Raw genomic sequence first — 25,622 nt, forward strand, 5'->3', positions numbered from 1 at the left:
CGGGCCACGCCCCCGCGGGCCCCGGCACTTAGAATCACTCGGAGAAACGCCCCCGACCCCGGAGAGACGAGCCTTGCGAGCGACGACCGAGCAGCAGTTCGGGACCGAGTCCGGGATCGGATCCACGGGGGTGAACCGATGAGCATGTACCGAGGAGCCGCCCGCTCCTCCAGCAGTTCCACACTCCTGAGCACGGTGGGCCGCCGCGAGCGACGCTCGCACCTCACCGCGCCCCGGGTCCCCACCGTCGGCATCGACATCGGCGGCACCAAGGTGATGGCCGGCGTCGTCGACGCGGACGGCACCATCCTGGAGAAGCTGCGCACCGAGACCCCGGACAAGAGCAAGAGCCCGAAGGTGGTCGAGGACACCATCACCGAGCTCGTCCTCGACCTGTCCGAGCGGCACGACGTGCACGCCGTGGGCATCGGCGCGGCCGGGTGGGTCGACGCGGACCGCTCCCGGGTGCTCTTCGCCCCTCACCTGTCCTGGCGCGACGAGCCGCTGAAGGCCCGTCTCACCGAGCGCCTGCGGGTCCCCGTCATGGTGGACAACGACGCGAACACCGCCGCGTGGGCGGAGTGGCGCTTCGGCGCCGGCCGCGGTGAGAACGACCTCGTCATGATCACGCTGGGCACCGGGATCGGCGGCGCCATCCTGGAGGACGGCCAGGTCAAGCGGGGCCGCTACGGCGTCGCGGGCGAGTTCGGCCACATGCAGGTCGTGCCCGGCGGCCACCGCTGCGCCTGCGGCAACCGCGGCTGCTGGGAGCAGTACAGCTCGGGCAACGCCCTGGTGCGTGAGGCCCGCGAACTCGCGGCGGCGGAGTCCCCGGTGGCGTACGGGATCATCGACCGGGTCGACGGCCAGGTCCGGGAGATCACCGGACCGCTCATCACGGAGCTCGCCCGTGAGGGTGATCCGATGTGCGTCGAGCTCTTCCAGGACATCGGCCAGTGGCTGGGCGTCGGCATCGCCAACCTTGCCGCCGCCCTGGATCCTTCCTGCTTCGTCATCGGCGGCGGTGTCAGCGCGGCCGACGACCTGCTGATCGCCCCGGCCCGCGACGCCTTCCGGCGCCATCTGACCGGCCGCGGCTACCGGCCGGAGGCGCGTATCGTCAAGGCGCAACTCGGCCCCGAGGCCGGGATGGTCGGCGCCGCGGACCTGGCGCGGCTGGTCGCGCGCCGCTTCCGGCGGGCCAACCGGCGGCGGGTCGAGCGGTACGAGCGCTACGCGAAGGTCGTCGGCAAGTGAGTGCCATGCCCCCGAGGAAGCCGCCGCGCTGGGTGCAGTGGACGGTCGTCCCGCTGCTGATCCTGGTGCCGATCGGCTACGTGATCATCTCCGCCGAGCAGAGCCGGGACAGCGGCGAGGAGAAGCAGCAGCAGGCGGCCGCCACCACGCTCACCTACCTGTGGCCCACCAAGGTGCAGCGGCGCATCTACGAGGTGCCGATCCCGTCCGGGTCGACGCCGGTGGCGTACCTGGAGACCAACAACTGGGCCTCCAGCTCCTTCTACGTGCAGTTCCGCACCAACCAGGGCGGCCTGGACACCTTCCTCGCCCAGGTCGGCACGAGCCGCTCCGCCCTCGAGGACGGCGACGTGACCGTGAGCCCGAAGCAGGCCCGCATGGTGCGCTGGACCTTCGGCACGGACCGCCGGTGGGCCGGTCTCAAGCTCAAGCAGCACGGCGACAAGCCGGACCACAACATCACGGTCGACCTCTCCAACACGGACCACCCCGTGGTCTATGTCGTGTCCACGATAAACTTCCGCTGACCGGCGCCCAGGCGCCGCAAGGGTCCCGCGCCGTCACGGGGCCCGGACGTCCGTGCCCGCGAACGCCTCGATAGCGTGGAGCGAGTGACCGACGAGCAGACCCCCAAGACCCTCCAGCACCGCATCGACGGCCCGCAGGACGCCCCGGTCCTGGTCCTCGGCCCCTCACTGGGCACGACGTGGCACATGTGGGACCGGCAGATACCCGAGCTGACCCGGCAGTGGAGGGTGCTTCGGTACGACCTCCCGGGGCACGGCGGTGCCCCCGCCGACCCCTCGGCCTCCACCACAGACCTCGCCGACCGCCTGCTGCGCACCCTGGACGAGGCCGGCGTCGAGCGCTTCGGCTACGCGGGCTGCGCCTTCGGCGGCGCCATCGGCACCCAGCTCGCGCTGCGCGCCCCGCAGCGCGTCGCCTCGCTCGCGCTGGTCTCCTCGGCCGCCCGCTTCGGGACACCTGACGCATGGCGGCAGCTCGGCGTCGTCGTCCGTGCGAACGGCCTGGAGCAGATCGCCCTGAGCACCCCCGAGCGCTGGTTCGCCCCCGCCTTCCGTGCCGCCCAGGCCGCCATCGTGGACTGGTCCGTGCAGATGGCCCGCGCCGTCGACCCCGAGTGCTACATCGCCGCCTGCGAGGCGCTGGCCGCCCATGACGTGCGCGCCGAGCTGGGCCTGATCACCGTGCCGACGCTGGTCCTGGGCGGCGCCGAGGACCAGGTGACGCCGCCCGCCGACGCCCGGGCCCTGGTCGCCGGGATACCGGACGCGCGGCTCGCGGTCGTCCCCGGGGCCTCGCACCTGGTGCCGGTCGAGCAGCCCGCCGCCGTGGGCGAACTCCTCGCGCGCCACTTCGAGGCCACCTGGACCGAGCAGCCCGTCGCCGCGGCCCTCCCGGCGCAGCCCGCACCCGCGGCCCCCGAGCCCGTTCCGGCGGCGGCCCCCGTACGGCCCGCGCCGCAGCACCGGGGCGGCACCGCGGGCGAACGCCCGGACGCGTACGCGGAGGGCGACCGCACCCGGCGCGAGCTCCTTGGCGACGCCCACGTCGACCGGGCGGCGGAGGAGGCCGAGGAGTCCGCCGGGGACTTCGAGGAGTTCGTCACCCGCTACGCCTGGGGCGAGGTCTGGAACCGGCCCGGGCTGGACCGGCGCACCCGCAGCGTCGTCACCCTGACCGCACTCGTCGCCGGCGGCCACCACACGGAACTGGCCGCGCACACCCGGGCCGCGCTGCGCGGCGGCCTCACCCCGGCCGAGATCGAGGAGGTGCTACTGCACACCGCCGTCTACTGCGGGGTGCCCGCTGCCACCTCCGCCTTCGCGGTGGCGCGGCGTGTCATCCGGGAGGAGACTCGGCCACGGGAGTGAGCCCGCGCGCACGGCGGCCCGGTCGCCCCGTCAGCCCATTGCCATCCCCACCTGGATGCGGCGTGTGCGGTGCGCACGGGCCCGGCCATGATGGCCATGCAAAGATTCACCGCTCCGGAGGAGAGCCATGAAGCTGACGAAGAGGGGCCATGCCTGCGTCCGCCTGGAGAAGGACGGGCGCGTGCTCGTCATCGACCCCGGAGCCTTCACCGAGCCGGGGGCCGCGACGGGGGCGGAGGCGGTGCTCATCACGCACGAGCACGCGGACCACTTCAGCGAGCAGCAGCTGCGCGCCGCCCTGGAGGCCGACCCCGCCGCCGAGATCTGGACGTTGAAGAGCGTCGCCGACCAGGTGTCGGCCGCCTTCCCGGGCCGGGTCCACACCGTCGGCGAGGGCGACACCTTCAGCGCGGCCGGCTTCGACATCGAGGTGCACGGCCAGATGCACGCCGTGATCCACCCCGACATCCCGAGCATCACCAATGTGGGCTTCCTCCTCGACGGCTCCGTCTTCCACCCCGGCGACGCGCTCACCGTGCCCGGCCGGTCCGTCGAGACGCTGCTGCTGCCGGTGCACGCCCCCTGGAGCAAGGTCTCCGAGGTCATCGACTACCTCCGCGAGGTGAAGCCGGCCCGTGCCATCGACGTGCACGACGGGCTGCTCAGCGACGTCGCGCGTACGGTCTACGACCGGCTGCTCGGCCCCGACGGGCCCGGTGTCGGCGGCGCGGAGCACGGCAGGCTGGCCCCCGGCGACAGCGCCGACCTGGGCTGACGACCCGCCGCGGACGGCCCCGGGGAACGCCGCGGGGCCGGTTGTCGGAGGCGGGCGGTAGATTCGGGTCCATGCGCATCGCCACCTGGAACGTCAACTCGATCACCGCCCGCCTGCCGCGGCTGCTGCCCTGGCTGGAGAAGAACAGCCCGGACGTGCTGTGCATCCAGGAGACCAAGTGCGCCGAGGCGCAGTTCCCGTTCGACGAGCTGCGCGCCCTCGGCTACGAGACCGCCGTCAACGCCACCGGCCGGTGGAACGGCGTCGCCCTGCTGTCCAAGGTGGGTCTCGGGGACGTCGTCGTCGGCCTGCCCGGCGGCCCGTTGTACGAGGAGGTCGACGAGCCCCGCGCGGTCTCGGCGACCTGCGGCCCGGTCCGGGTCTGGTCGGTGTACGTGCCCAACGGCCGTGAGGTCGGCCACGAGCACTACGCCTACAAGCTGCGCTGGTTCGAGGCGCTGCGCGCGGCGGTCGCGCAGGACGCAGCGGGCGGGCGCCCCTTCGCCGTCCTCGGCGACTACAACGTGGCGCCCACCGACGAGGACGTGTGGGACCCCTCGGTCTTCGAGGGGCTGACCCACGTCACCCCCGCGGAGCGGGAGGCGCTGGCGCACCTGCGCGAGGCCGGGCTCAGCGACGTGGTGCCCCGCCCGCTGAAGTACGACCGTCCGTACACCTACTGGGACTACCGCCAGCTGGCCTTCCCCAAGAACCGCGGCATGCGGATCGACCTGGTCTACGCGAACCAGGCCTTCGGCAAGGCGGTCTCCGACGCCTACGTCGACCGTGAGGAGCGCAAGGGCAAGGGCGCCTCCGACCACGCCCCCGTCGTGGTCGACCTCGACGTCTGACCGCTCCGGGGCAGGCCCACCGCGAAGCGCCCGCCGGCCCTGCGCTGGAACTCGACGTAGCCGCGCAGGCCGGGCGGGCAGGGCAGGTGCAAGGTGGCCGGGTGCGCCACCTCGCGCAGGTCCACCACCAGGGCGTCGTCCGGCAGCCCGGCCAGCGCGCCGGCCAGCTCCGGGTCGGCGTCCGGCCGGGCCTGCCCCACGGGCGTGCCCCGCAGGTCGGGCCGGTAGGAGAAGACGTGTGAGGTCTCGGCGAGCCGCTCCAGCACGGCCGTGTGGTCCGGAGCCGTGCCGTCCGCCCGTTCGGGATCCGGATCCGGCTCCGGCGCCGTGCGCTCCAGGGCCGTGAGCCCGGCCCGGGCCAGCAGGGTGACCCAGTCGACCAGTGACGGCGCGACGTACGCCCAGGTGTCGAGGAAGACCCCGGTCGCTGCGAACACCCGGCCCCAGGCGCCGGTGCCCTCGTCCACGTCGACGAAGAGCGTGTCCCCGCCCGACTCGTGCAGCAGGTGCGCGGAGCCGGGCGGCCCCACCGCCCAGCCACCGGGGTGCAGCCCGCGCTCCGGGGCCAGCCGGTACTCCTCCAGGCCCCCGATGCGGATCGACCGCACCCTGGCGACCAGGTGCCGCACCTCGTCGGGCAGCGGCACGTCCCACGCCGCGATCTCGGCGTCGTCCGCGCCGGGTGCCAGCCGTACCGTCCCCGGTGCCCGTGCCGCCAGTTCCTCCAGCAGCCGCCAGGCGCGGTCCGCCGCCCGTGCCGCGGCTTCCCGTTCATCCCGCATTGCATGGCCCTTCTCGCGCGGGGCAGCCTTACGTTACGTATTGTGCGGCAACGGAACGTATACAACGTGTCGTTACCGTTGGCATACGCCCGCGCGTACGCTCCCGGCCATGAAGAGCTTCTCCGTCGACATCGCCGCCGCCGTGCTCGAACCCGACCCCCTGGACCCGGAGCAGATCGTCTCCGGCTCCCCGGAGGTCACCGGAACGGTGCTGTGGCAGTCGCCCGACGGCACCCGTTCGAGGGGGATCTGGCAGATCACCCCCGGTGTGGTGACCGACACCGAGGCGGACGAAATGTTCGTGGTCGTCAGCGGGCGGGCCACCGTCGAGGTGGAGGGCGGACCGACCCTGGAGCTCGGCCCGGGCGACGTCTGCGTCCTCCGCGAAGGAGACCGCACGACATGGACCGTCCACGAGACACTCCGCAAGGCCTACGCCATAGGCTGATGCCCATGGACATCTCCTTCCTGGACAGGTGGCGCAAACGGTACGGCGAGGTCCGCGGCGCGGCCGTACCGGAGTCCCTCGCCGAGGACCCGGAAGGAGTCGCGGAACTGCTCTCCGAGTGCGAACTGCTGCGCGCCAGGGCCGAGGCCGAGGGCGTGGAACTCGACGACACGGCCGTCTCTTTGGAGCGCCTGGACCAACTGGTGCCGCGCTGGCGCGACGACCCGGACGAGCTGTCCTGGCTCGGCAACGACGCCGGGCTCTACCTCGGCACGGTCATCGTGCGCACCGTGCCGGGCGCGAGCTGGCAGATCTGGCCCAACGGCCGGCCCGTCATCCTGCTGGCCTCCGGCCGTGAACTCGACGTCGTCGAGGCCGGCCACGAGTGGGCGGAGAGCGGCACACCGGAGCTGTCCCAGGTCCACGCCGAGGCGTCCGAGGCCTGAGCGCCGCCCGGCGTTCCTAGATGACGCGCTCGGCCTCGCCGAGCATGGCCTCGAACCAGCGGTCGAAGCCGTAGAGCACCGAGCCGGGCGGTGTGGCGGAGAGCCGGTAGACCAGCGAGCCCCGCGGGTCCGCCGGCGGTCCGATGACGGAGACGAAGGCGGCACCGTCGAGGCGCACCAACCGCCACACCGGCGCGGTGCGGTAGCGGTAGACCTCCAGCTGAATCGTTCCTTCATCGGCGAGGGCGGCGAGCATGTCCTCCGCGAAGCGCAGGCTCGACGCGAAGAAGCGCGGTGTCTCGCCGACCTCCTCCGCGATCCGGGCGACCGCGGGGCTCTCCGGGTGCAGCAACAGCAGCCGCATGCGGGGGGCCCCGGTCCGGCCGTCGCGGGTCAGCGGCCCGCGCAGCAGCGAGTCGCCGAGCGCCACCAGGCCCAGGGCGCGCACGCCCACCACGTCCACCGCGTCGGCGCTCGCGGCCACCTCGCGGATCTCCGCGGCCGCCTCGGGCTTGGTCAGCGCGACCGCCGCGACCTGCGGATGGTCCATCAGGTCGCGGACGCCGTACGAGCGCAGGCGGCGCGGCGCGAGCCCCATGAGCATCCGTGCGTGGTCCGGCATGCGCAGGCCCTGCGCGATGCGCTCGAACACGTCGAACCGCACCACCGAGCGGCGCCCCCGCACGATCTCGTTGACCCGGCCCTGCAGCAGCCCCGTCGCGGCGGCGATGCGTGACTGGCTCGCGCCGCCGTACTGCTGCGCGAACCGCAGGATCGCCCCGGCGTCGCGGGCCCGCAGGGCCTCCCGTATCTCCTCGCGCTCCCAGGCCCACGCGGGGATCTCGACGGCATCGCCAGAAACCGGTCCCGACATCCACGACTCCCGTCCGTACCGGCGCCGGTTCCTTCCACCGGCGTTACCAGCGGGTATGTCGTGGTGAGAATAGCGCGGGGGTATCGCGTGCACGTGTGCTTCACGGAATGCTCGGCGCCACCTACGACACCTGTGAGGTGGTCACATGGGGGACAACCTGGCCGCACAGCCCCCGTTCCGGCGCGTCGCCCCCGGCGCCGACCGAGGTGCCGGAGACGAGTCCCCTCCGGATACCCTCCATACCCAGGGTCCGGCGGCCGAACCCGTCCCGGCCCCACCCGCCACCGTCCTGCTGGGCGAGGTCTTCCTGCCCGCCGACGACCTGGCGCCCGCCCAGGCGCGCCGCATCCTGGCGGCGACCCTGGACGCGTGGGACCTCGGGTACCTGATGGACCCCGCGAGCATCGTCCTCGCCGAGCTCGTCTCCAACGCCGTGCGGCACGCCGGGGGCCGGCGTGTGGGTGTCACGCTGTCGCGGCGGCTGACGCTGGTGCACATGTCGGTCCGCGACGGCTCCCGCACTCCGCCCTGCCTGGTGCTGACCGGGCGGGTCCCCGACACGACGGGGAGCGCCCGCGGTCTTCAGGTGGTTTCCGCCCTCACCTACCGCTGGGGGACAGACCTCCTGCCGGGCGGCAAGCGTGTCTGGGCCGAGATCGCCGTCTGACGGGGCGTCGGGAGGTGCATGATGGGGTCATGGACTCCCTGCAGCAGATGCCCAACATCGGCGCGGTCCTGGCCGAGCGCCTCCGCAGCGCCGGTGTGCCGGACGCCGACGAGCTGCGCCGCCTCGGATCCGGAGGGGCCTTCGCGATGATCCGCGAAGGGCTTCCCGAGGACGCCTGCACCCACACCCTGCTCGCCCTCGAGGGCGCGATCCGCGGTACCCGCTGGACCGCCATCCCCAAGGCCGACCGCGACGCGCTGGTCGGCCGGGTACTCGGCGAGGGCCACGCGGGCGCCGCAGCCGGAGGCCGTTAGCGATCGCGCGCCACCACCGGGCCGAGGGGCGCGGCCCCGCCGGACCCGGCCGTGCGCCCGCCCGGCAGCCGGTCAGGACGAGAAGTCGATGCTGTACGCCACCCGCCAGCGGTCGGCGCGGATCACCGTGTCCGAGGTCTCCACGGCGCGGTCGTCGGCGTCGAAGTACGTCCGCTGGACCGCCGTCACGCACTGGCCGTGCGCACAGCCGAGGGTCTGCGCCTCCCAGCCGGTGGCGGGCCGCGACTCCAGGACCTCGCGGGCCCGCACCACGCGGACCCCGATCGCGGCCAGCCGTCCCCGCACGCCGCGGCGGGCGTAGGGGCCGCGTTCGGGGTGCGCGACGTCCGTGCCGTCGGTGATGGCCAGCGGTTCCCAACTGGTCGCGAGCTGCACGGGCCGGCGGTTCGCCAGGTACTCGTAACGGGTCATCACCACCGGGTCGCCGGTGGCGATGCGGAGCCGCTCGGCGATGGCCGGCGGGGCGGTCGTGGTGACCGTCGAGGACTCCCAGTCCACCGCTGCCGCGTCACCGGCGACCCGTGTGGCGAAGGGCGAGTCGACGGCGCCGGTGCCGCGGTCGAGCGTCCCGCGGGCCGAACGGTCGATCACGAACACCCCGCGCCCGAACTGCCCTTCGACGTAGCCCGCGGCCTTCAGCACGCGCACCGCCCGGTCGACGGTCTGGTCGCTCGCCCGGTAGGCCTCCTTGAGCCGGGAACGGGAGGGGATGCGGGACTCGGGCTTGAGGAGTCCCTCGTCGATCCGCCGCATGAGGTCGTCGGCGATCCACTGGTACACCGGCGCCGGCTCGGCCATCCCCGCTGTCCTCTCTCCCGTTCCTGGCACGACGTTAGGTACGCAGGCCACAGCTGCGTACCGAGGTACGCACGCTACGGGAGTGACGGCCGGCGAAGCGGCAGGGAGAGCCGTGACGGGTCCGCCGCCGGGGAGGAGAGGGCCAGCGCGGAGAAGGCCGGGTTGTGCTCGATGTAGAGGGGGTCGACGGTGTCCACGACCACGGCCAGGCGGTGGCCGGCCGGGACGTCGTAGGCGGTGGAGTACAGCTCCAGGTCCACCGCGAAGGGGGTCCCCGGGGTGCGGTCGGTGAAGGTGTAGGGGGCGTGCGTGATCAGCTTGCCGATGCCGAGGGGGTTCACGTCGTACAGGTAGGCCACGAAGGTGCCCCGGGAGGCCGAGGGCGTCACCGTCGTGTGCAGCACGGGGGTGCCGCGGACCTGCTGCACGGTCTGGTCGCGGGGACTCTGCCAGACCGCCGCGAAGGCGCGCGGCAACAGCGGTACGGAGACGACGGGCGGCGCCTGCGCGAGCTGGTCGGCGAGCGAGGAGAGGAAGATGATGCCGCCGTCCGCGCCCGAGTCGACGTTCGCGGCGATGCGGCGGGTGCCGTCCAGCGGCAGCTCACGGGTGGCCGACGGCACGGCCGCCCAGCTGCCGTACCCCTCGTAGCCGCCACCGCTGCGGGAGGCCAGGCGGACCGGCTGCTCCTTGTCGATGCCGTTGTCCACGCCCTTGAGGTGGTGGTCCAGCCAGCGCCGCGTGTCGGACCAGACGTCGTTGGGCAGCCCGAACAGCCCCGTGATCTCCGGTGTCGCGTGGTCGCCGGGGCGGAACTCCAGGCGCTTGGGGACGGTCAGCCGGTCGTAGAACGAGGCGAGCTGGTTGGGCGAGAAGATCGTGTCGCCCCAGGCGTTGGCGAGCATCACGGCGGTGCCGTTGGCGTTGATCCGGTCGAGGTAGGTGCCGGGGGAGCGCAGGCGGCTCCAGGCGATCAGCTCGTCCTCCTGGTCGTAGTCGGAGGCCAGGAAGTCGGTGAGCACCCGCTGGAACTCGGCGCTGGGCCGGCCCGTGAGGTATCCGGCGGCGCCGAGCAGCAGGGAGGACTGCAGGTGCTGGGTGCGGCCGCCGTAGATGGACTCGGTCAGGTCCGCCCAGCCGCTGAGTGCCGCCACCGCCTTGACGCGGGGGTCGTGCGCGGCGCCCATGAGGGTCAGCCCGGCACCGTAGGAGACGCCGGCCATGCCGATCCGGCCGGGGTCTGCGCGGGTGTTGGCGAGCGTCCAGTCGATGACCTTCGATATGTCCGCGACGTCCAGCGGCCCGGCGACGTCGATCGTCCCGCCGGAGAGGTAGAAGCCGCGCGCGGTGTAACTCACCACGACGTAGCCGGAGTCGGCGAGCTTCTGTGCCTGGGCCAGGTACTGCAGGTCGTTCAGGCCCCAGCTGCTGGGGAGGACGACGGCGGGATAGCGCGCACTTGCGTCGCGACCGCCGTTACCCGAAGGGGTGAAGACGTTCCCCTTGAGGGTGATCCCGCCGGCTCCGGGGATGTCGACGAAGCGGACGGAAGGGGCGGCGGTGCCCGCCGCGTGGACCGTGCCGGCCGTGAGGCCTGGACCTGCGACCGGGGTCGCGTGCGCGGCGGGGGTCGCGATGCCCAGTGCCGCGGTGGCGAGCAGGACGGCGGAAAACGTTCCCGCGGTGGTACGAGGCGCTCTCATGGCGGCTCCAGATGTCCCCGTGACAAAGTGACTGGAGAGTAACCAGAGCCGCTTACCGTTGGTAATACCTCTGCATGTTACGCGCCAGTAACGATTGCCTTGAGCTGAGGGAACGTCAGTCCATCGAGCGAACTTGCGACGCATCCATTGACTTCGGCCACGCGGGACGCCGAATCTGAACCCGTCAGCGTCGACAGGGGGAGGGCCCGATGGGTGTCGGACGTGCATCGATCCTGGGAGCGGCCGCGGCGGCGGCCGCGCTCGTGCTCACCGCGGTGAGCGCGGTTCCGGCCACCGCGCACTCGCGGGACGGCCACCATCAAGGCAACGGCCACCGGGACGCGTACGTCGCGCTCGGGGACTCGTACACGTCGGGACCGCTCATCCCCGACCAGGTGGACGCCAATTGCGCCCGGTCGAACCGGAACTACCCCTCGCTGGTGGCCGGGCGGCTGAGAGGCACCACCCTGACCGACGTGAGCTGCGGCGGGGCCACCACCGCCGAGATGTGGAAGGCGCAGGGCGGCAACCCGCCGCAGCTGGACGCCCTGAGCCGGCGGACCTCCCTGGTCACCCTGCAGATCGGCGGCAATGACGTCGGCTTCGGCAGCATCATCCGCACCTGCGCCGGCGCCGCGGTCTCCGACCCGACCGGCAATCCCTGCGAGAAGTACTACACGGCCGGCGGAACGGACCAGTTGCGGACCGCCGTGGAGCAGACGGCACCGAAGATCGACGCCGTGCTGGACGCCATCCACCACCGCGCGCCGCGGGCGCGCGTCGTGGTCGTCGGCTACCCGGCGCTGCTCCCCGACAGCGGGGTCGGCTGCCGCCCGGCCGTGCCCTTCGCCGACAAGGACTTCGCCTACCTCCGGGACACCGAGAAGCGGCTCAACGCCATGCTGGCCCGTCGTGCCAAGGCCGCCCACGCGACCTACGTCGACACCTACACCCCGACCGTCGGCCACGACATGTGCATGTCCCCCGACGTCCGCTGGATCGAGCCGCTCACGCCCGCCGCTCCGGCCGCGCCCGCCCACCCCAACGCGCTGGGCGAGAAGGCCATGGCCGCTGCCGTTCTGGACCGGCTCTGCGTGCGCGGCCGCATATGACGGGGCCGCGGGGGCCCGTGCCCCCGCGGCCGTCCGCCCGGTCCTGGGCCGTCACTCCGCGGTGACGGCCACCGGCGGGCTGGCGGGGGTCTTGGCCTCGCGGGTGACGTCGGCGACGACCTCCACCACGTCGGGTCCGTAGGCGTCGGAGTTGACGACCTTCAGGAGCAGGCAGAAGGTGCCGTCCACCCCGTACTTGCGGGACAGCCGCTGGTAGTGGCGGGCGAGGTAGCGCACGGCGGCCTGGTTGGTCACTCCGCGCTGGCCGGAGGCGAGGAAGACCGGGCGGTTGTTCCCGGTGTTCTCGTTGGCGGCCAGCCGGGCCAGGAAGACGTACTCCACCTTGCCCTTCTCCATGCGGTAGGTCTCGCCGCCCACGGTCAGCGCGCCCTGGTCCTCGACGGGCCCGGTGAAGTCGTTGACCTGGAAACCGGGCAGCATCGAGCGCAGGTGCGCCGCCATGCGGTGATTGGATATCGGACCGCCGACGCAGAACTCGGTGCGCGCGCCGAAGCCCTGCCAGGCGGTGTCGTGGGGCAGGATCTCGGCGTGCGCCCCGCACTCCTTGATCAGCGCGGACAGTTCGATCAGCGCGAAGACGTCATGGCGCGCCACGCTCCATCCCCGTGTCGAGCCCGGATCGCGGTTGATCACCAGCAGGCACTCCGAGCCGGTGGGCAGCCCGAAGAAGCGCTGTTTGCGCCGCAGCTTGCGCCGCCACAGGTACGTGCGGACGAACCAGCCCAGCGCGGCGCTGATACCGCTCGCGGCCAGTCCCAGGACGAAGTTGCGCACGTCGTCGCTCATGGGCCGGGATCGTAGTTGAGGCGTTCCTGACGAGGAAGGCAGGGTGGGGTTAGGCTGCCCGGACGGTCGCCCCAGTGGAGGTCCACGTATGCGTCGTCACGCTGTACGGAGTCTGTCGCTGCTCGCCGTAACCGCCACCGCCGCGCTGTCGGTGGCCGCGGCCCCGCCGGGGGCGGACGCCCGGGCCCGGGACGCCACGCCCGCCAAGGTCCCGCTCGCCGTCGGCTACGGGGGCGCGGTCTCCAGCGTCGACGCCGACGCCTCCGCCGCCGGCATCGAGGTGCTGCGGCGCGGAGGGAACGCCGTGGACGCCGCGGTCGCCACCGCGGCCGCCCTGGGCGTCACCGAGCCGTACTCCTCGGGCATCGGAGGCGGCGGTTACTTCGTCTACTACGACGCGAGGCAGCGCAAGGTCCACACCATCGACGGCCGCGAGACGGCCCCCAAGAGCGCCACCGACAAGCTCTTCGTCGAGAACGGCCAGCCGCTGCCCTTCAACGACGCCGTCACCAGCGGTCTGAGCGTCGGCGTCCCCGGGACCCCCGCGACCTGGGACACCGCCCTGCGATCCTGGGGCAGCCGCAGCCTGGGTGACGTGCTGCGACCCGCCGAGCGCCTCGCGCACGACGGGTTCACCGTGGACGCCACCTTCCGCAGCCAGACGGAAGCCAACCAGGCGCGCTTCAAGGACTTCCCGGCCACCGCCGCGCTCTTCCTGCCCGGCGGGCAGCTGCCCGTGGTGGGTTCCACGCTCAAGAACCCCGACCTCGCCCGTACCTATGACGAGCTGGGCCGCAAGGGCGTCTCCGCCGTCTACGGCGGCGGCATAGGCGCCGACATCGTGAACACCGTGCGCAAGCCGCCGGTGGACCCGGCCGCGACGCGGGTCGTCCGCCCCGGCGACCTCACGACGGCGGACCTGAAGGCCTACAAGGCCAAGCCGCAGGACCCGACCCGGGTCTCCTACCGCGGCCTGGACGTCTACGGCATGGCGCCCTCCTCCTCCGGCGGCACCACCGTCGGCGAGGCGCTGAACATCCTGGAGCGGACCGGCAGGCTCTCCCGGCTCTCCGACGCCCAGTACCTGCACCGCTTCCTCGAGGCGAGCCGGATCTCCTTCGCCGACCGCGGCCGCTGGGTCGGCGACCCGGCCTTCGAGAAGGTCCCGACCGCGGGGCTGCTGTCGCAGTCGTTCGCGGACTCCCGGGCCTGCCTGATCAAGGACGACGCGGTGCTGACCAGTCCGGTCGCCCCGGGCGACCCGTACCACCCGGCGCGCTGCGGCAGTGGCGGCAAGGCCGCACCGACGACGTACGAGGGCGACAGCACCACGCACCTCACGGTCGCCGACAAGTGGGGCAACGTGGTCGCGTACACGCTGACCATCGAGCAGACCGGTGGCAGCGCCATCACCGTCCCCGGGCGCGGTTTCCTGCTCAACAACGAGCTGACCGACTTCTCGTTCGTCCCGGCGAGCGCCTCGGTGCACGACCCCAACCTGCCGGGCCCCGGGAAGCGGCCGCGCTCCTCGATGTCGCCGACGATCGTGCTGAAGGACGGCCGCGTCGACTTCGCGCTCGGCTCGCCCGGCGGCGCCACGATCATCACCACCGTGCTGCAGGTGCTGACCGAGCACGTCGACCGCGGGATGCCGCTGGTGGACGCGATCGCCGCGCCGCGCGCCAGCCAGCGCAACGCCGCGACCACGCAGGTCGAGCCGGCCTTCCTCGCGAGCGACGTGGCCGCGGAGCTGAAGGACATCGGGCACAGCTTCGCCGACGCGGGTGAGATCGGTGCGACGACGGGCGTCCAGCGGCTGCCGGACGGCCGCTGGCTCGCCGCCGCCGAGACGGTGCGCCGCGGCGGCGGTTCGGCGATGGTGGTTCAGAGCACCACGCGGTAGTGGGTCGTCAGGCGCCGCTCGTCGTCCAGCACGTGGAAGGCGACGCCGGGCGGCGCCGAGCGGTCGGCGACCGAGCCGTCCCGTTCGCCCTCCCACGGCATGCGCAGCGTCCACGTCACCCCGGGCGCGGCGATCAGCGGCCGCCCGGCGAAGGTGGTGGCGGCGGGCGTGTGCGCGTGCCCGGTCAGGACGGCGATCACTTCGGGGTGCGCGGCCAGCAGTTCCTCCAGGGCCCCGGGCCCGCCCAGCCGGTAGCCGTCGGGCAGCGGATGGTGGAGCGCGACGGGCGGGTGGTGGAAGGCCACCAGCGCGGGCGTGCCGGGGACCAGCCCGTCCAGCGTCGAGGACAGCCACCGCAGGGTCTCCTCGTCCAGGAGGCCGTCGTCCTCCTCCGGGATCGTCGAGTCGCACATCAGCACCGCGGTCCCGGCGACGAGGTGCGCCCGGTTCACCGGTCCCGCCGCCTCGGCCTCGCCCAGCAGCGCCTTGCGGTAGGCGGCCCGCCGGTCGTGGTTGCCCGGGCAGGGGAGCACAGGGAAGGGCGCTTCCAGGATCCGGGCCGCCTCCTCGTACTCGCCGGGGGCGCCGTGGTCGGCGATGTCCCCGGTGACCAGCAGCGCGTCCGGCGGCCGGGGAAGCCCGCGCAGGTACGCCATGACGCGGGTGGCGCGCTCCGTCGAGCGTTCGGTGCCGTCGAGATGCAGGTCGCTGATGTGAGCCAGCAGCAGCATGGGCCGCTCCCCTCCAGGCTTAATGCTTAATCTGAGTCCTAACATTAGAACGGTAGGGTACGGCGGGCGGACGATCAAGAGGAGAGGCGCAGTGGAGCGCTACCTGGCCCTGGAACTGGTGAGCACCATCCGGCACGACGGCGACGGAGGGGTCGCCGACGACCTCGGCGACCCGTCCGCGCTGACGGCGTGGGTCCGCGAACACCTTCCCGGGCCCGGCGGCTTCACCGCGGACGACGCCGCCCTCGCCGACGTCCTCGCACTCCGCCGTGCCGTCCGGGCCCTGTTCGCCCGCGCCGTGGCGCCCGGGCCGTCCAGCTCCGCCGACGCCCGGCGTCCGATGCCCGCGGAGGAGGCCCTCGCGCACCTCAACGCCGCCGCGGCGCGGGTCCCCGTCGTCCCCCGGCTCGTGTGGGAGGCGGAGCAGGTTCCCGTGGCCCGCCTCGTGCCCGGGGCGGAGCGCGACGACCCCGCCGCCCGGATCGTCGCCGAACTGGCCCGCGCGGCCGTCGACTTCCTGGCCGGACCCGAGCGGGAACGGCTGCGTGCCTGCACCGCGCCCCGGTGCGTCCGGTACTTCGTCAAGTCCCACGGCCGTCAGGAGTGGTGCAAGCCGTCCTGCGGCAACCGGGCCCGCGTCGCCCGGCATTACCGCCGTCACCACCCGGAGGCGGCCGGGTCCTGAGGGCCGGGGACGCCTTGGCGGCGGCCCCGGCCGGGGGCGCGCCGCCGTGCCTCCGCGCGGGGCGCGGGCGCCCGTGCAGCCTCTGCCCCTTCCGTGAAAACTCTCCGTAGCACCCCCGTAACACAGCGGGTGTCGAATGCCGTGCGGACCACACGCTTCCGCCGCCGGGCGGCGGACAGGGAGGAGCGACAGTGGAGCGCGGGGCGCACAGCCAGGTCATCGAGCAGGTCGGCGAGTTCGCCGGGTACCTCCGGGGGCTCGTCGGCGCGGCGGGCGACACGCCCGGCTGGTACGCGGTCTTCGCCGAACGTGATCCCGACGGCGTACGGGCCTGGCTCGACGGCACCGACGTCCCGCCGTGGGACGTCGTCCTCGCCCTCCTCCAGGACGTCGCCACCGCCCGTGGCACCCACCCGGCGCAGGAGGCGGCCCAGCGCGCCCGCAGGCTGCATGCCGCCGCCGTCGCCGCCCACGACGCCGTACCGGGCGGCGAGGCGGCGCTGAGTTCACGGCTGGACGTCTTACTCCGGGAACGCCAGTACGCGGTGCTGCACGAGCGTGACGTCGCCGCCGCGCTGCGCGGCGCCCCCACCCCCGCCGAGGCGGAACGCCTGGGCAACGAGCTCGCCTGGGCCCGCGACGACCGCGAACGGGCCGTCGCGCGCTGCGCGGAGGTGCAGGCGCGTCTCGACGCGCTCCGCTCCCGCCCCGCCGCGCCCGACGGGTGGTTCCGCCCGGAGGCGGACCGGACGCCCCGGGTACCGACGCCCCGCACCCCGGCCGCGCCCCCGTCCCTGCCCGACACCGGCCCGGCCGCCGCACCCGCACCCGGCGACGGGGCCCCCGCGCAGGCCCGGACGGACCACCGGCCCTCCGGGCGTGGGCGCAAGGAACGCCCGCGCGGCGGAGCACGGTACGGCGGGGCCCGCTTCGCCGGGGCGCCCGAGGCCGAGGTGGTCGTGCCAACCGTCGTGCCGCCCGTCGGGGCGGCACCGCAGGACGATGCCGCCCCCGGTCCCCGCGGGGCGCGCTTCGCCGGCGCGGCGGGCCATGACACCCCCCACGCCCGCGAGGCCGCGCACGGGCACACCGACGTCCGGGAGGCGCACGTCCGCAGGGAGGCCGCGCGGGCGACCGCGGCGCGCATGGCGGAACTGCGCCGCACCGGCCGCACCGGCGAGGCGTACGTGCTGATGAGCGAGGCCGTCGCGGGCCCGCCCGAGGACGCCCCCGAGCTCGCGGCCGCGCTGGAGCGCTCGGGACTGGCCGCCGACGTGGCCACCCTGCTGTGGGAGCTGGCCGCGCAGCCCCCGCACCGTCTGGCGGCCGCCGCGACCGCCCTGGACTCGGCCGGCCGCGGTGACGACTGCAGGACCCTGCTGCGCCAGGCGGCCGCCCGGCCCGCCGCCGAGATCGCCGCGACCGCCGGGGCCCTCCTCGACGTCGGCCACCGGGACGCGGCGCTGAGCCTGCTGGTCGCCCTCGTGCGCGCCCGCAGCCCGGAGACGGCGGCCGGCATCGCCCATGAGGGCGCCGGGCTCGTCGGCCCGCTCCTGGACGCGGCGGGTCTGGTGTCGGTGTCCAAGCGCCGCGACGTGGCCGCCGCACTGCGCCGAGCGGGTCTGCCCGGCCGCGAAATCTGATCGGCTTCGTTGAGTAACGGCGCCGGTATTGCCACAGTGGGCTGTGGGCTCTTACGTTCGTCCCAGCGCCGGATCTACGTGCGTAGACCTGCCCGCCGTTCCGGCGTGACCTCGCGTCAAAGGAGCTGTCATGCCCAATGTCGTACGCGCCGCGCTCGTCCAGGCGACGTGGACCGGTGACACCGAGTCGATGATCGCGAAGCACGAGGAGCACGCCCGCGAGGCGGCCGCGCGGGGCGCCCAGGTGATCGGCTTCCAGGAGGTGTTCAACTCCCCGTACTTCTGCCAGGTGCAGGAGGCCGAGAACTACCGGTGGGCCGAGCGGGTGCCGGACGGCCCGACCGTGCAGCGCATGCAGGCGCTCGCCCGGGAGACGGGCATGGTGATGGTGGTGCCGGTCTACGAGATCGAGCAGGACGGCTTCTACTACAACACCGCCGCCGTGATCGACGCCGACGGCAGCTACCTCGGCAAGTACCGAAAGCACCACATCCCGCAGGTCAAGGGCTTCTGGGAGAAGTACTACTTCAAGCCCGGGAACCTGGGCTGGCCCGTCTTCGACACGGCCGTCGGCAAGGTCGGCGTCTACATCTGCTACGACCGCCACTTCCCCGAGGGCTGGCGGGCGCTCGGCCTCGCCGGCGCACAACTGGTCTACAACCCCTCGGCGACGCACCGCGGGCTCTCCTCGTACCTGTGGCAGCTGGAGCAGCCGGCCGCGGCCGTCGCCAACGAGTACTTCGTCGCCGCCATCAACCGGGTCGGCCAGGAACCGGACTACGGCGACAACGACTTCTACGGCACGTCCTACTTCGTCGACCCGCGAGGCCAGTTCGTGGGCGACGTCGCCTCCGACAAGGAGGAGCAACTGATCGTGCGCGACCTGGACCTCGACCTGATCCCCGCGGTGCGCCAGCAGTGGGCCTTCTACCGGGACCGCCGCCCTGACGCCTACGGCACCCTGACGGAGGCGTGAACACGTCCATGACCATCACCGAGAACCCGCACGCCGCGCTCCACTCCCGCCACCAGGCCGTGATGCCGCAGTGGCTGGCGACGTACTACCGGGAGCCGATCGAGATCACCCACGGCGAGGGCCGCCACGTCTGGGACGCCGAGGGCCGGCAGTACCTGGACTTCTTCGGCGGCATCCTCACCACCATGACCGCGCACGCCCTGCCCGAGGTCACCGCCGCGATCCGCGAGCAGGCCGGGAGGATCCTGCACTCCTCCACGCTCTACCTGAGCTCCCAGGCGGTCGACCTCGCCGAGCGCATCGCCCGTCTGTCGGGCATCCCGGACGCCCGGGTCTTCTTCACCACCTCCGGCACGGAGGCGAACGACACCGCGCTGCTGCTCGCCACCACGTACCGCAGGTCCAACCAGATCCTGGCGCTGCGCAACAGCTACCACGGCCGCTCCTTCTCGGCGATCGGCATCACCGGCAACACCTCCTGGTCGCCGACGAGCCTGTCGCCGCTGCAGACGCTGTACGTGCACGGCGGCGTCCGGCACCGCGGCCCGTACGCGCACCTGTCCGACGCCGAGTTCACGGCCGCGTGCGTGGCGGACCTGGAGGACATGCTCGGCCAGGCCAACGGCCAGGTCGCCGCCCTGATCGCCGAGCCGATCCAGGGCGTCGGGGGCTTCACCTCGGGCCCGGACGGGCTGCTGGCGGCCTTCAAGGAGGTCCTCGACCGGCACGGCATCCTCTGGATCACCGACGAGGTGCAGACCGGCTGGGGCCGCACTGGTGAGCACTTCTGGGGCTGGCAGGCGCACGAGGGCTCCGGCCCGCCGGACGTCCTGACCTTCGCCAAGGGCGTCGGCAACGGCCTGTCCATGGGAGGCGTCGTCGCCCGCGCCGAGGTGATGAACTGCCTCACCGCCAACTCCATCTCGACGTTCGGCGGCAGCCCCATCACCACGGCCGGCGCGCTGGCCAACCTCCAGTACCTCCTCGACCACGACCTGCAGGGCAACGCCCGGCGCGTGGGCGGCCTGCTCAAGTCGCGGCTGGAGGCCATCTCCGCCGGGCTCCCGGTGGTCCGGGAGGTGCGCGGCCGCGGGCTGATGCTCGGCGTCGAGCTGGCCTCGCCGGCCGCGGCGGGCGTGGTTCTCGAAGCGGCCCGCGAGGGGGGCCTGCTGATCGGCAAGGGCGGGCGGGCCGGTGACGCGCTGCGCATCGCGCCGCCGCTCTCGCTGACCGTCGCCGAGGCGGAGGAAGGCGCCTCGATCCTGGAGTCCGCGCTCAAGCAGGCGCAGAGCGAGCTGGGCGAGGGTCCGGCCTGACGGTACGCCACAGGGCCGGGGCCACGGGCCCCGGCCCGCGCCGCCGCGGTCAGAGCCACAGGTCGACGACGAGCGGCCGGTGGTCGGAGACCGGCACGGCCGGCGCCCACGCGGAGCGCACGGCGGCCCGCCCGACCCCCGCCGCCAGCACATGGTCGAACTGCACCACGGGTCGGTGCGAGGGGTAGGTGCGCGTACGGGCCAGCGTCCGCCAGGCCCCGCCCAGCGTCAGGGACGGTACCGGGCCCACCAGGTTGAGGTCGCCGAGCAGCAGATGGGGCCGGGGCAGGCCGGCGATCCAGCGGCGGACCGCGGTCAACTGGCCCACGTTCCAGCCGGGGACGAACGACAGGTGCACGGCGACCACCGTGAACGGGCCGCGCGCGCCCTCCAGGACGGCGGCCAGCGCGCAGCGCGGCTGGTCGGCCATCATCCGGAGCCCGGCGAGCCCGGGCACCCGCAGGGGCATGCCCACGGGCGAGGGGGACAGCCGCCGGGCCCGCCATTCCCGTACGGGGAGCCGGGTGACCAGGGCGATCCCGTGCGACGGCGGGCCCTCGCCCCGGTCCGCGTCCTTGGGCCCGGACACCCGCATGCCGGGCACGGCCGGATCGGGCACCCACCCGGTGCCGGGCACCGAGCGGCCGTGGACCGCCGACGCGTAGCGCCAGTCCCGGGCGCCCGACGCCGCGGCGGCGGCCGCGGCCTGGTCGACCCGGCCGGACCGCTCCTGGAAGCGGTCGAGTTCCTGCAGCGCGAGGACGTCGGCGTCCAGGGACGCGACGGCGCGGGCGAGCGGCTCCCCGGCGGCAGCGCCGCCGGGGAAGGGGGCCGGTCCGCCGTCCCTGATCGGCAGGCCGTGCAGCACGTTGAACGTCGCGAGCCTCATGGGAGCGCCACCCGCGGTGCGGCGGCGGGCGGGGGTGACGGGGCGTCGGCCCGGCGTCGCGGACGGCCCGGTCCGCGGAAGTGGGTGTACGGCGGGTACGCCGTGAAGGCGACGTCGAGTTGCCCGCGCCGCCGGTCTCCGGGCTCCAGCAGCGGGGTGAGCTGCTCGACCCGGGCCATGTGCCCCTTCACCAGGCCCTTCTGACGTGGCCGCTGGCCGGCCGCCCGCGCCAGTGCCGTGGCGGCGAAGGAGAACAGTCCGGCCAGCGTCGAGAGCCCCGCGTGGTCGCCGACCAGGAAGCCGTACGCGGCGGGGTCGGTGAGCGCCGTGTGGCGCGGGGGATGCCAGGGCTGCACGACGCGGTGCTGCACCGGGCCGGTACACGGGCGGAAGTGACGCAGCATCAGTCGCATGCGGGATCCTCCATCCGCCCATCGTCGCCGTGCCGCCGCGGCCGGGGCAACGCGATTTCGCACCTCGTCACCTACAGACCCGAACGCCCGGTTCATGGCATATTGTGAGCGTTCGCCGTACGGGGGTGCGGAGGAGGAGCGAGTGCCCCGCCGATGGGGAGCAGCGGTATTGCCACCGTGGGTGACCGGTCATACGTTTTCCACCATGGCGGGGTCTACGTGCGTAGAGCCTTTCCGACATGGCATCGAGGTTTCCGGGGACCCCGCCCTCAGCCAGTGGAAGGAGTGGGAGCATGAGCCGCATCGTCATCCGGGGCGGACTGGTCGTCACCGCCGCGGAGGAGGTCCACGCCGACGTCCTCGTCGAGGGGGGCAGGGTCGCCGCCCTCGCGTCGCACGACTCCGACGCCGCGCAGGGCTGGACCGCGTCCGCCGACCGCGTCATCGACGCGACCGGGAAGTACGTCATCCCGGGCGGTGTCGACGCGCACACCCACATGGAGCTGCCCTTCGGCGGCACCCATGCCTCGGACACCTTCGAGACCGGCACCCGGGCCGCCGCCTGGGGCGGCACGACGACGATCGTGGACTTCGCCGTCCAGTCGGTGGGCGAGTCGCTGCGTGCCGGACTCGACACCTGGCACGCCAAGGCCGACGCCCAGTGCGCCGTCGACTACGGCTTCCACATGATCCTCTCCGACGTGAACGAGGACACCCTCAAGGAGATGGACATCCTCGTCGAGGAGGGCGTCACCAGCTTCAAGCTGTTCATGGCCTACCCCGGCGTCTTCTACAGCGACGACGGCCGCATCCTGCGCGCCATGCAGCGCGGTGCCGACAACGGCGGCCTGATCATGATGCACGCGGAGAACGGCATCGCCATCGACGTGCTCGTCGAACAGGCGCTGGCCGCGGGCAAGACCGACCCCCGCTACCACGGCGAGGTGCGCCACGCCCTCCTCGAGGCCGAGGCGACGCACCGCGCCATCCGGCTCGCCCAGGTCGCGGGCTCCCCGCTCTACGTCGTGCACGTCTCGGCGCAGCAGGCCGTCGAACAGATCGCACTCGCCAGGGACGAGGGGCTGAACGTGTTCGGGGAGACCTGCCCGCAGTACCTGTTCCTGTCCACGGACAACCTGGCCGAGCCGGACGTCGAGGGCGCCAAGTACGTCTGCTCGACGCCATTGCGCCCGAAGGAGCACCAGGCGGTGCTCTGGCGGGCCCTGCGGACCAACGACCTGCAGGTGGTGTCCACGGACCACTGCCCGTTCTGCTTCGTGGGGCAGAAGGAGCTGGGCCGGGGTGACTTCTCGAAGATCCCCAACGGTCTGCCGGGGGTGGAGAACCGGATGGACCTGCTTCATCAGGCGGTGGTGGACGGGCACATCAGCCGGCGCCGGTGGATCGAGATCGCCTGCGCGACCCCGGCGCGGATGTTCGGGCTGTACCCGCGCAAGGGCACCATCGCTCCGGGCGCGGACGCCGACATCGTCATCTACGACCCGGGCGCGGAGCAGGTCATGTCCGCCTCCACCCACCACATGAACGTCGACTACTCGGCCTACGAGGGCCGGCGGACCACCGGCCGGGTCGAGACCGTGCTCTCCCGCGGCGAGCCCGTCATCGACGGCCGGGAGTACGTCGGAAGGGCGGGCCACGGCCAGTACACCCCGCGCGGAACCTGCCAGTACCTCATCTGAGAAAGGCGCGTGGACCCATGGACTTCGGACTCGTCCTGCAGACGGACCCGCCCGCGTCGGGGGTCGTGGAGCTGATGCGGCGCGCCGAGCGCAACGGCTTCACCCACGGCTGGACCTTCGACTCCACGGTGCTGTGGCAGGAACCGTTCGTCATCTACAGCCAGATCCTCGCGCGGACGGAGCGGATGGTCGTCGGCTCCATGGTCACCAATCCGGGCACCCGTACCTGGGAGGTGACCGCGTCCACCTTCGCCACGCTGAACGAGATGTTCGGCAACCGGACGATCTGCGGCATCGGCCGGGGCGACTCGGCGATGCGTGTGGCGGGCCGCAAGCCCAACACCCTCGCCCGCATCGAGGAGGCGATGCACGTCATCCGCGAGCTCGCCGAGGGCCGCGAGGCCGACCTCGGCGGCACCGTCATCCGCATCCCCTGGATCAAGGAGGGGGCGCAACTGCCGGTGTGGATGGCGGCGTACGGGCCGAAGGCGCTGGCGATCGCCGGGGCGAAGGCGGACGGGTTCATCCTGCAGCTCGCCGACGTCTACCTGACCGAGTGGATGGTCAAGTCGGTCAGGGACGCCGCGGCCGCCGCCGGCCGGGACCCCTCGCAGGTCAAGGTCTGCGTGGCGGCCCCCGCGTACGTCACCGGGGACGACTCCCCGCAGGCGCTGGCCCACGCCCGCGAGCAGTGCCGCTGGTTCGGCGGCATGGTCGGCAACCACGTCGCCGACCTGGTCGCCCGGTACGGCGAGCACTCCGCCTCCGTGCCGGACGAACTCACCGACTACATCAAGGCCCGTCAGGGGTACGACTACTCCCACCACGGCCGTTCGGGGAACCCCGACACCACGTTCGTCCCCGACGAGATCGTCGACCGCTTCTGCCTCCTGGGCACCGCCGATCAGCACATCGAGAAGCTGCGCGCCCTGAAGGCCCTCGGCGTCGACCAGTTCGCGGTCTACGACATGCACGACGCCAAGGAGTCCACCATCGACGCCTACGGCTCCACCGTCATCCCCGCGCTCCGCGGCTGAGGGGGAGCACCGCACCCATGCCGGCCCCCACGCCGCCCGCCCAGATCACGCACCCCGACGGCCGCGTCGAGCTCCGGCTCGACGCGGCCGTGCCGCACGGTCCGTACGCCAACGAGGACCTGCTGCCGATCCCCATCGCCAAACGGCACTGGACCACCTACAACTTCACCGCGCTGTGGATCGGGATGGCGCACAACATCCCGTCGTGGACGCTCGCCTCCGGCCTGGTCGCCCTCGGCATGGACTGGAAGCAGGCGGTGTTCACCATCGCCCTGGCCAACGTCATCGTGCTCGCGCCGATGCTGCTCACCGGCCACGCGGGCCCCAAGTACGGCATCCCCTTCCCGGTGCTGGCCCGTTCCTCCTTCGGGGTGCGCGGGGCCAACCTCCCGGCGATGCTGCGCGCCGCCGTGGCCTGCGCCTGGTTCGGCATCCAGACCTGGATCGGTGGCCAGGGCATCTTCGTCCTCCTCGGCAAGATCTGGGGCGGCTGGGCGGGCGCCGCGCACGTGGCGGGCTACCCGTGGACGCTGTGGGTCTGCTTCCTCGCCTTCTGGGCGCTGGAACTCGCGATCATCTACCGGGGCATGGAGACGCTCCGCCGCTTCGAGAACTGGGCCGCGCCCTTCGTCCTCGTCGGCGCCGTCGTCCTGCTGGTCTGGATCACCGACAAGGCGGGCGGCCTGGGCCACCTGCTGGACCAGCCCTCCGCCCTCGGCTGGGGCGGGGACTTCTGGAAGGTCTTCTTCCCCGCCCTCATGGGCATGATCGGCTTCTGGTCGACCCTCTCCCTCAACATCCCCGACTTCACCCGCTTCGGGGCCGGGCAGCGCGCCCAGGTCTGGGGCCAGTCGCTCGGGTTGCCGACCACGATGACCTTCTTCGCCGTCCTGTCGGTGCTGGTCACCTCCGGCTCCCAGGCGGTCTACGGCGAGGCCATCTGGGACCCGGTCGAGCTGGCCGGCAAGACCGACAACGTCATCGGCCTGCTGTACGCCCTGGTCACGGTGCTGGTCGCCACCATCAGCGTCAACATCGCGGCCAACGTGGTCTCCCCGGCGTACGACCTGTCCAACCTCGCGCCCCGGCACGTCGACTTCCGCACCGGCGCGCTGATCACCGGCGTCGTCGGGGTGCTGATCTTCCCCTGGAAACTGACCTCCACCCCCGAGCTGTACATCTTCACCTGGCTGGGCGTGGTCGGCGGTGTCCTCGGCACCGTGGCCGGCGTCCTCATCGCCGACTACTGGGTCGTCCGGCGCACCCACTTGGCGCTGCCCGAGCTGTACGAGGCAGGTGGCGGACGTTACTGGTACCACCGCGGCTGGAACTGGCGGGCGGTGCTCGCCCTCGTCGTGGGCGGCCTGCTGGCGGTCGGCGGTTCGTACTCCACCGTCGACGCGGAGGGCCGCAAGCAGGGCCCGTTCCCCGTCGACGGCCTGATCCCGCTGCTGAAGCCGCTCGCGGACTACGGCTGGGCGGTCGGCCTGGTCAGCTCGTTCGTGCTGTACAGCGCCCTGATGCGGAAGGCGGGCCCCGCCGCACGGACGGCGTGAACCCGCCAAAGCCACCACGGGTG

General features: G+C 73.0%; 26 protein-coding genes. 18 read left to right on the plus strand and 8 right to left on the minus strand.

Translation table 11 applies throughout. From position 1 onward, the window contains the following. The first annotated feature begins 138 nt into the window (after positions 1 to 138). The 5 genes from AC1VWI_RS33655 to AC1VWI_RS33675 all read left to right on the plus strand — a co-directional run bounded on the left by AC1VWI_RS33655 (position 139) and on the right by AC1VWI_RS33675 (position 4,778). A complete protein-coding gene (locus tag AC1VWI_RS33655) occupies positions 139 to 1,257 on the plus strand; it encodes an ROK family glucokinase (RefSeq protein ID WP_499514778.1) in 1,119 nt (372 codons plus the stop codon). Between the two features lie 5 nt (positions 1,258 to 1,262). Continuing rightward, positions 1,263 to 1,784: a hypothetical protein gene (locus AC1VWI_RS33660; protein WP_499514779.1), complete on the plus strand. Its 522-nt coding sequence runs from the start codon at positions 1,263 to 1,265 to the stop codon at positions 1,782 to 1,784. Between the two features lie 84 nt (positions 1,785 to 1,868). Beyond that, complete coding sequence (gene pcaDC, locus AC1VWI_RS33665; protein WP_499514780.1) at positions 1,869 to 3,152, plus strand: bifunctional 3-oxoadipate enol-lactonase/4-carboxymuconolactone decarboxylase PcaDC; 1,284 nt, start codon at positions 1,869 to 1,871, stop codon at positions 3,150 to 3,152. Positions 3,153 to 3,279: 127 nt separating this feature from the next. Continuing rightward, positions 3,280 to 3,927: an MBL fold metallo-hydrolase gene (locus AC1VWI_RS33670; RefSeq protein WP_499514781.1), complete on the plus strand. Its 648-nt coding sequence runs from the start codon at positions 3,280 to 3,282 to the stop codon at positions 3,925 to 3,927. 71 nt (positions 3,928 to 3,998) lie between these two features. Next, complete coding sequence (locus AC1VWI_RS33675) at positions 3,999 to 4,778, plus strand: exodeoxyribonuclease III (RefSeq protein WP_499514782.1); 780 nt, start codon at positions 3,999 to 4,001, stop codon at positions 4,776 to 4,778. Here AC1VWI_RS33675 and AC1VWI_RS33680 read toward each other — a convergent pair. Next, the gene (locus AC1VWI_RS33680; RefSeq protein WP_499514783.1) at positions 4,703 to 5,560 is read right to left on the minus strand and encodes a hypothetical protein; all 858 of its coding nucleotides are present in this window, start codon (positions 5,558 to 5,560) and stop codon (positions 4,703 to 4,705) included. The two genes, AC1VWI_RS33675 and AC1VWI_RS33680, sit on opposite strands and share 76 nt — an antisense overlap. Before the next feature lie 109 nt (positions 5,561 to 5,669). On the opposite strand from AC1VWI_RS33680, the gene AC1VWI_RS33685 reads away from it, so the two are divergent. Together AC1VWI_RS33685 and AC1VWI_RS33690 are read left to right on the plus strand one after the other, a co-directional pair. Beyond that, the gene (locus AC1VWI_RS33685; RefSeq protein WP_499514784.1) at positions 5,670 to 6,008 is read left to right on the plus strand and encodes a cupin domain-containing protein; all 339 of its coding nucleotides are present in this window, start codon (positions 5,670 to 5,672) and stop codon (positions 6,006 to 6,008) included. A gap of 5 nt (positions 6,009 to 6,013) precedes the next feature. Then, positions 6,014 to 6,454 (plus strand): DUF6278 family protein, encoded by a 441-nt coding sequence (locus AC1VWI_RS33690; RefSeq protein ID WP_499514785.1) that lies wholly within the window; start codon positions 6,014 to 6,016, stop codon positions 6,452 to 6,454. A 16-nt stretch (positions 6,455 to 6,470) separates the two neighbouring features. Here AC1VWI_RS33690 and AC1VWI_RS33695 read toward each other — a convergent pair whose 3' ends face one another. Then, entirely contained in the window at positions 6,471 to 7,328 is an 858-nt protein-coding gene (locus AC1VWI_RS33695) for a helix-turn-helix domain-containing protein (RefSeq protein WP_499514786.1), read from the minus strand. A 145-nt stretch (positions 7,329 to 7,473) separates the two neighbouring features. On the opposite strand from AC1VWI_RS33695, the gene AC1VWI_RS33700 reads away from it, so the two are divergent. Then, positions 7,474 to 7,995, plus strand: a complete 522-nt coding sequence (locus AC1VWI_RS33700) for an ATP-binding protein (RefSeq protein ID WP_499514787.1) — start codon at positions 7,474 to 7,476, stop codon at positions 7,993 to 7,995. A gap of 29 nt (positions 7,996 to 8,024) precedes the next feature. Further along, complete coding sequence (locus AC1VWI_RS33705; RefSeq protein ID WP_326571765.1) at positions 8,025 to 8,309, plus strand: TfoX/Sxy family DNA transformation protein; 285 nt, start codon at positions 8,025 to 8,027, stop codon at positions 8,307 to 8,309. Between the two features lie 72 nt (positions 8,310 to 8,381). Here AC1VWI_RS33705 and AC1VWI_RS33710 read toward each other — a convergent pair whose 3' ends face one another. Together AC1VWI_RS33710 and AC1VWI_RS33715 are read right to left on the minus strand one after the other, a co-directional pair. Then, a complete protein-coding gene (locus AC1VWI_RS33710) occupies positions 8,382 to 9,128 on the minus strand; it encodes a GntR family transcriptional regulator (RefSeq protein ID WP_499514788.1) in 747 nt (248 codons plus the stop codon). A 74-nt stretch (positions 9,129 to 9,202) separates the two neighbouring features. Then, positions 9,203 to 10,831 carry a CocE/NonD family hydrolase gene (locus AC1VWI_RS33715; protein ID WP_499514789.1) on the minus strand — a complete coding sequence of 543 codons (1,629 nt, stop codon included), beginning with the start codon at positions 10,829 to 10,831 and terminating at the stop codon, positions 9,203 to 9,205. Between the two features lie 209 nt (positions 10,832 to 11,040). On the opposite strand from AC1VWI_RS33715, the gene AC1VWI_RS33720 reads away from it, so the two are divergent. Beyond that, positions 11,041 to 11,943, plus strand: coding sequence for an SGNH/GDSL hydrolase family protein (locus AC1VWI_RS33720; RefSeq protein ID WP_499514790.1), 903 nt, complete (start codon positions 11,041 to 11,043; stop codon positions 11,941 to 11,943). Positions 11,944 to 11,994: 51 nt separating this feature from the next. Here the strand turns inward: AC1VWI_RS33720 and AC1VWI_RS33725 are convergent, their stop codons facing one another. Continuing rightward, entirely contained in the window at positions 11,995 to 12,750 is a 756-nt protein-coding gene (locus AC1VWI_RS33725; RefSeq protein WP_499514791.1) for a hypothetical protein, read from the minus strand. 88 nt (positions 12,751 to 12,838) lie between these two features. Between AC1VWI_RS33725 and ggt the strand changes: the two genes are divergently transcribed. Continuing rightward, positions 12,839 to 14,653, plus strand: coding sequence for a gamma-glutamyltransferase (gene ggt, locus AC1VWI_RS33730; protein ID WP_499514792.1), 1,815 nt, complete (start codon positions 12,839 to 12,841; stop codon positions 14,651 to 14,653). On the opposite strand, the gene AC1VWI_RS33735 is transcribed toward ggt, so the two are convergent. Further along, on the minus strand, positions 14,635 to 15,384 hold the full coding sequence (locus AC1VWI_RS33735; protein WP_499514793.1) for a metallophosphoesterase: 750 nt from the start codon (positions 15,382 to 15,384) through the stop codon (positions 14,635 to 14,637). The genes ggt and AC1VWI_RS33735 overlap by 19 nt on opposite strands. 91 nt (positions 15,385 to 15,475) lie before the next feature. On the opposite strand from AC1VWI_RS33735, the gene AC1VWI_RS33740 reads away from it, so the two are divergent. The 4 genes from AC1VWI_RS33740 to AC1VWI_RS33755 all read left to right on the plus strand — a co-directional run bounded on the left by AC1VWI_RS33740 (position 15,476) and on the right by AC1VWI_RS33755 (position 20,004). Further along, positions 15,476 to 16,069 (plus strand): CGNR zinc finger domain-containing protein, encoded by a 594-nt coding sequence (locus tag AC1VWI_RS33740; protein WP_499514794.1) that lies wholly within the window; start codon positions 15,476 to 15,478, stop codon positions 16,067 to 16,069. Positions 16,070 to 16,260: 191 nt separating this feature from the next. Beyond that, complete coding sequence (locus AC1VWI_RS33745) at positions 16,261 to 17,712, plus strand: hypothetical protein (RefSeq protein WP_499514795.1); 1,452 nt, start codon at positions 16,261 to 16,263, stop codon at positions 17,710 to 17,712. Positions 17,713 to 17,842: 130 nt separating this feature from the next. Then, positions 17,843 to 18,688 (plus strand): nitrilase-related carbon-nitrogen hydrolase, encoded by an 846-nt coding sequence (locus AC1VWI_RS33750; RefSeq protein WP_499514796.1) that lies wholly within the window; start codon positions 17,843 to 17,845, stop codon positions 18,686 to 18,688. Between the two features lie 8 nt (positions 18,689 to 18,696). Continuing rightward, positions 18,697 to 20,004 carry an aspartate aminotransferase family protein gene (locus tag AC1VWI_RS33755; RefSeq protein WP_499514797.1) on the plus strand — a complete coding sequence of 436 codons (1,308 nt, stop codon included), beginning with the start codon at positions 18,697 to 18,699 and terminating at the stop codon, positions 20,002 to 20,004. Positions 20,005 to 20,053: 49 nt separating this feature from the next. Here the strand turns inward: AC1VWI_RS33755 and AC1VWI_RS33760 are convergent, their stop codons facing one another. Further along, positions 20,054 to 20,893, minus strand: a complete 840-nt coding sequence (locus tag AC1VWI_RS33760; RefSeq protein WP_499514798.1) for an endonuclease/exonuclease/phosphatase family protein — start codon at positions 20,891 to 20,893, stop codon at positions 20,054 to 20,056. Then, positions 20,890 to 21,306 (minus strand): hypothetical protein, encoded by a 417-nt coding sequence (locus AC1VWI_RS33765; protein WP_499514799.1) that lies wholly within the window; start codon positions 21,304 to 21,306, stop codon positions 20,890 to 20,892. The genes AC1VWI_RS33760 and AC1VWI_RS33765 overlap by 4 nt, the downstream gene beginning before the upstream one ends. A gap of 293 nt (positions 21,307 to 21,599) precedes the next feature. On the opposite strand from AC1VWI_RS33765, the gene hydA reads away from it, so the two are divergent. The 3 genes from hydA to AC1VWI_RS33780 are packed head-to-tail and all read left to right on the plus strand — an operon-like array spanning position 21,600 to position 25,599. Next, on the plus strand, positions 21,600 to 23,006 hold the full coding sequence (gene hydA, locus AC1VWI_RS33770) for a dihydropyrimidinase (protein ID WP_499514800.1): 1,407 nt from the start codon (positions 21,600 to 21,602) through the stop codon (positions 23,004 to 23,006). Positions 23,007 to 23,023: 17 nt separating this feature from the next. Then, positions 23,024 to 24,043 carry a TIGR03842 family LLM class F420-dependent oxidoreductase gene (locus AC1VWI_RS33775; RefSeq protein ID WP_499514801.1) on the plus strand — a complete coding sequence of 340 codons (1,020 nt, stop codon included), beginning with the start codon at positions 23,024 to 23,026 and terminating at the stop codon, positions 24,041 to 24,043. 17 nt (positions 24,044 to 24,060) lie between these two features. After that, positions 24,061 to 25,599 carry an NCS1 family nucleobase:cation symporter-1 gene (locus tag AC1VWI_RS33780; protein WP_499514802.1) on the plus strand — a complete coding sequence of 513 codons (1,539 nt, stop codon included), beginning with the start codon at positions 24,061 to 24,063 and terminating at the stop codon, positions 25,597 to 25,599. The last annotated feature ends 23 nt before the right edge of the window (positions 25,600 to 25,622 follow it).

The sequence above is a fragment of the Streptomyces sp. TOM-9 genome (genome assembly GCF_056858595.1).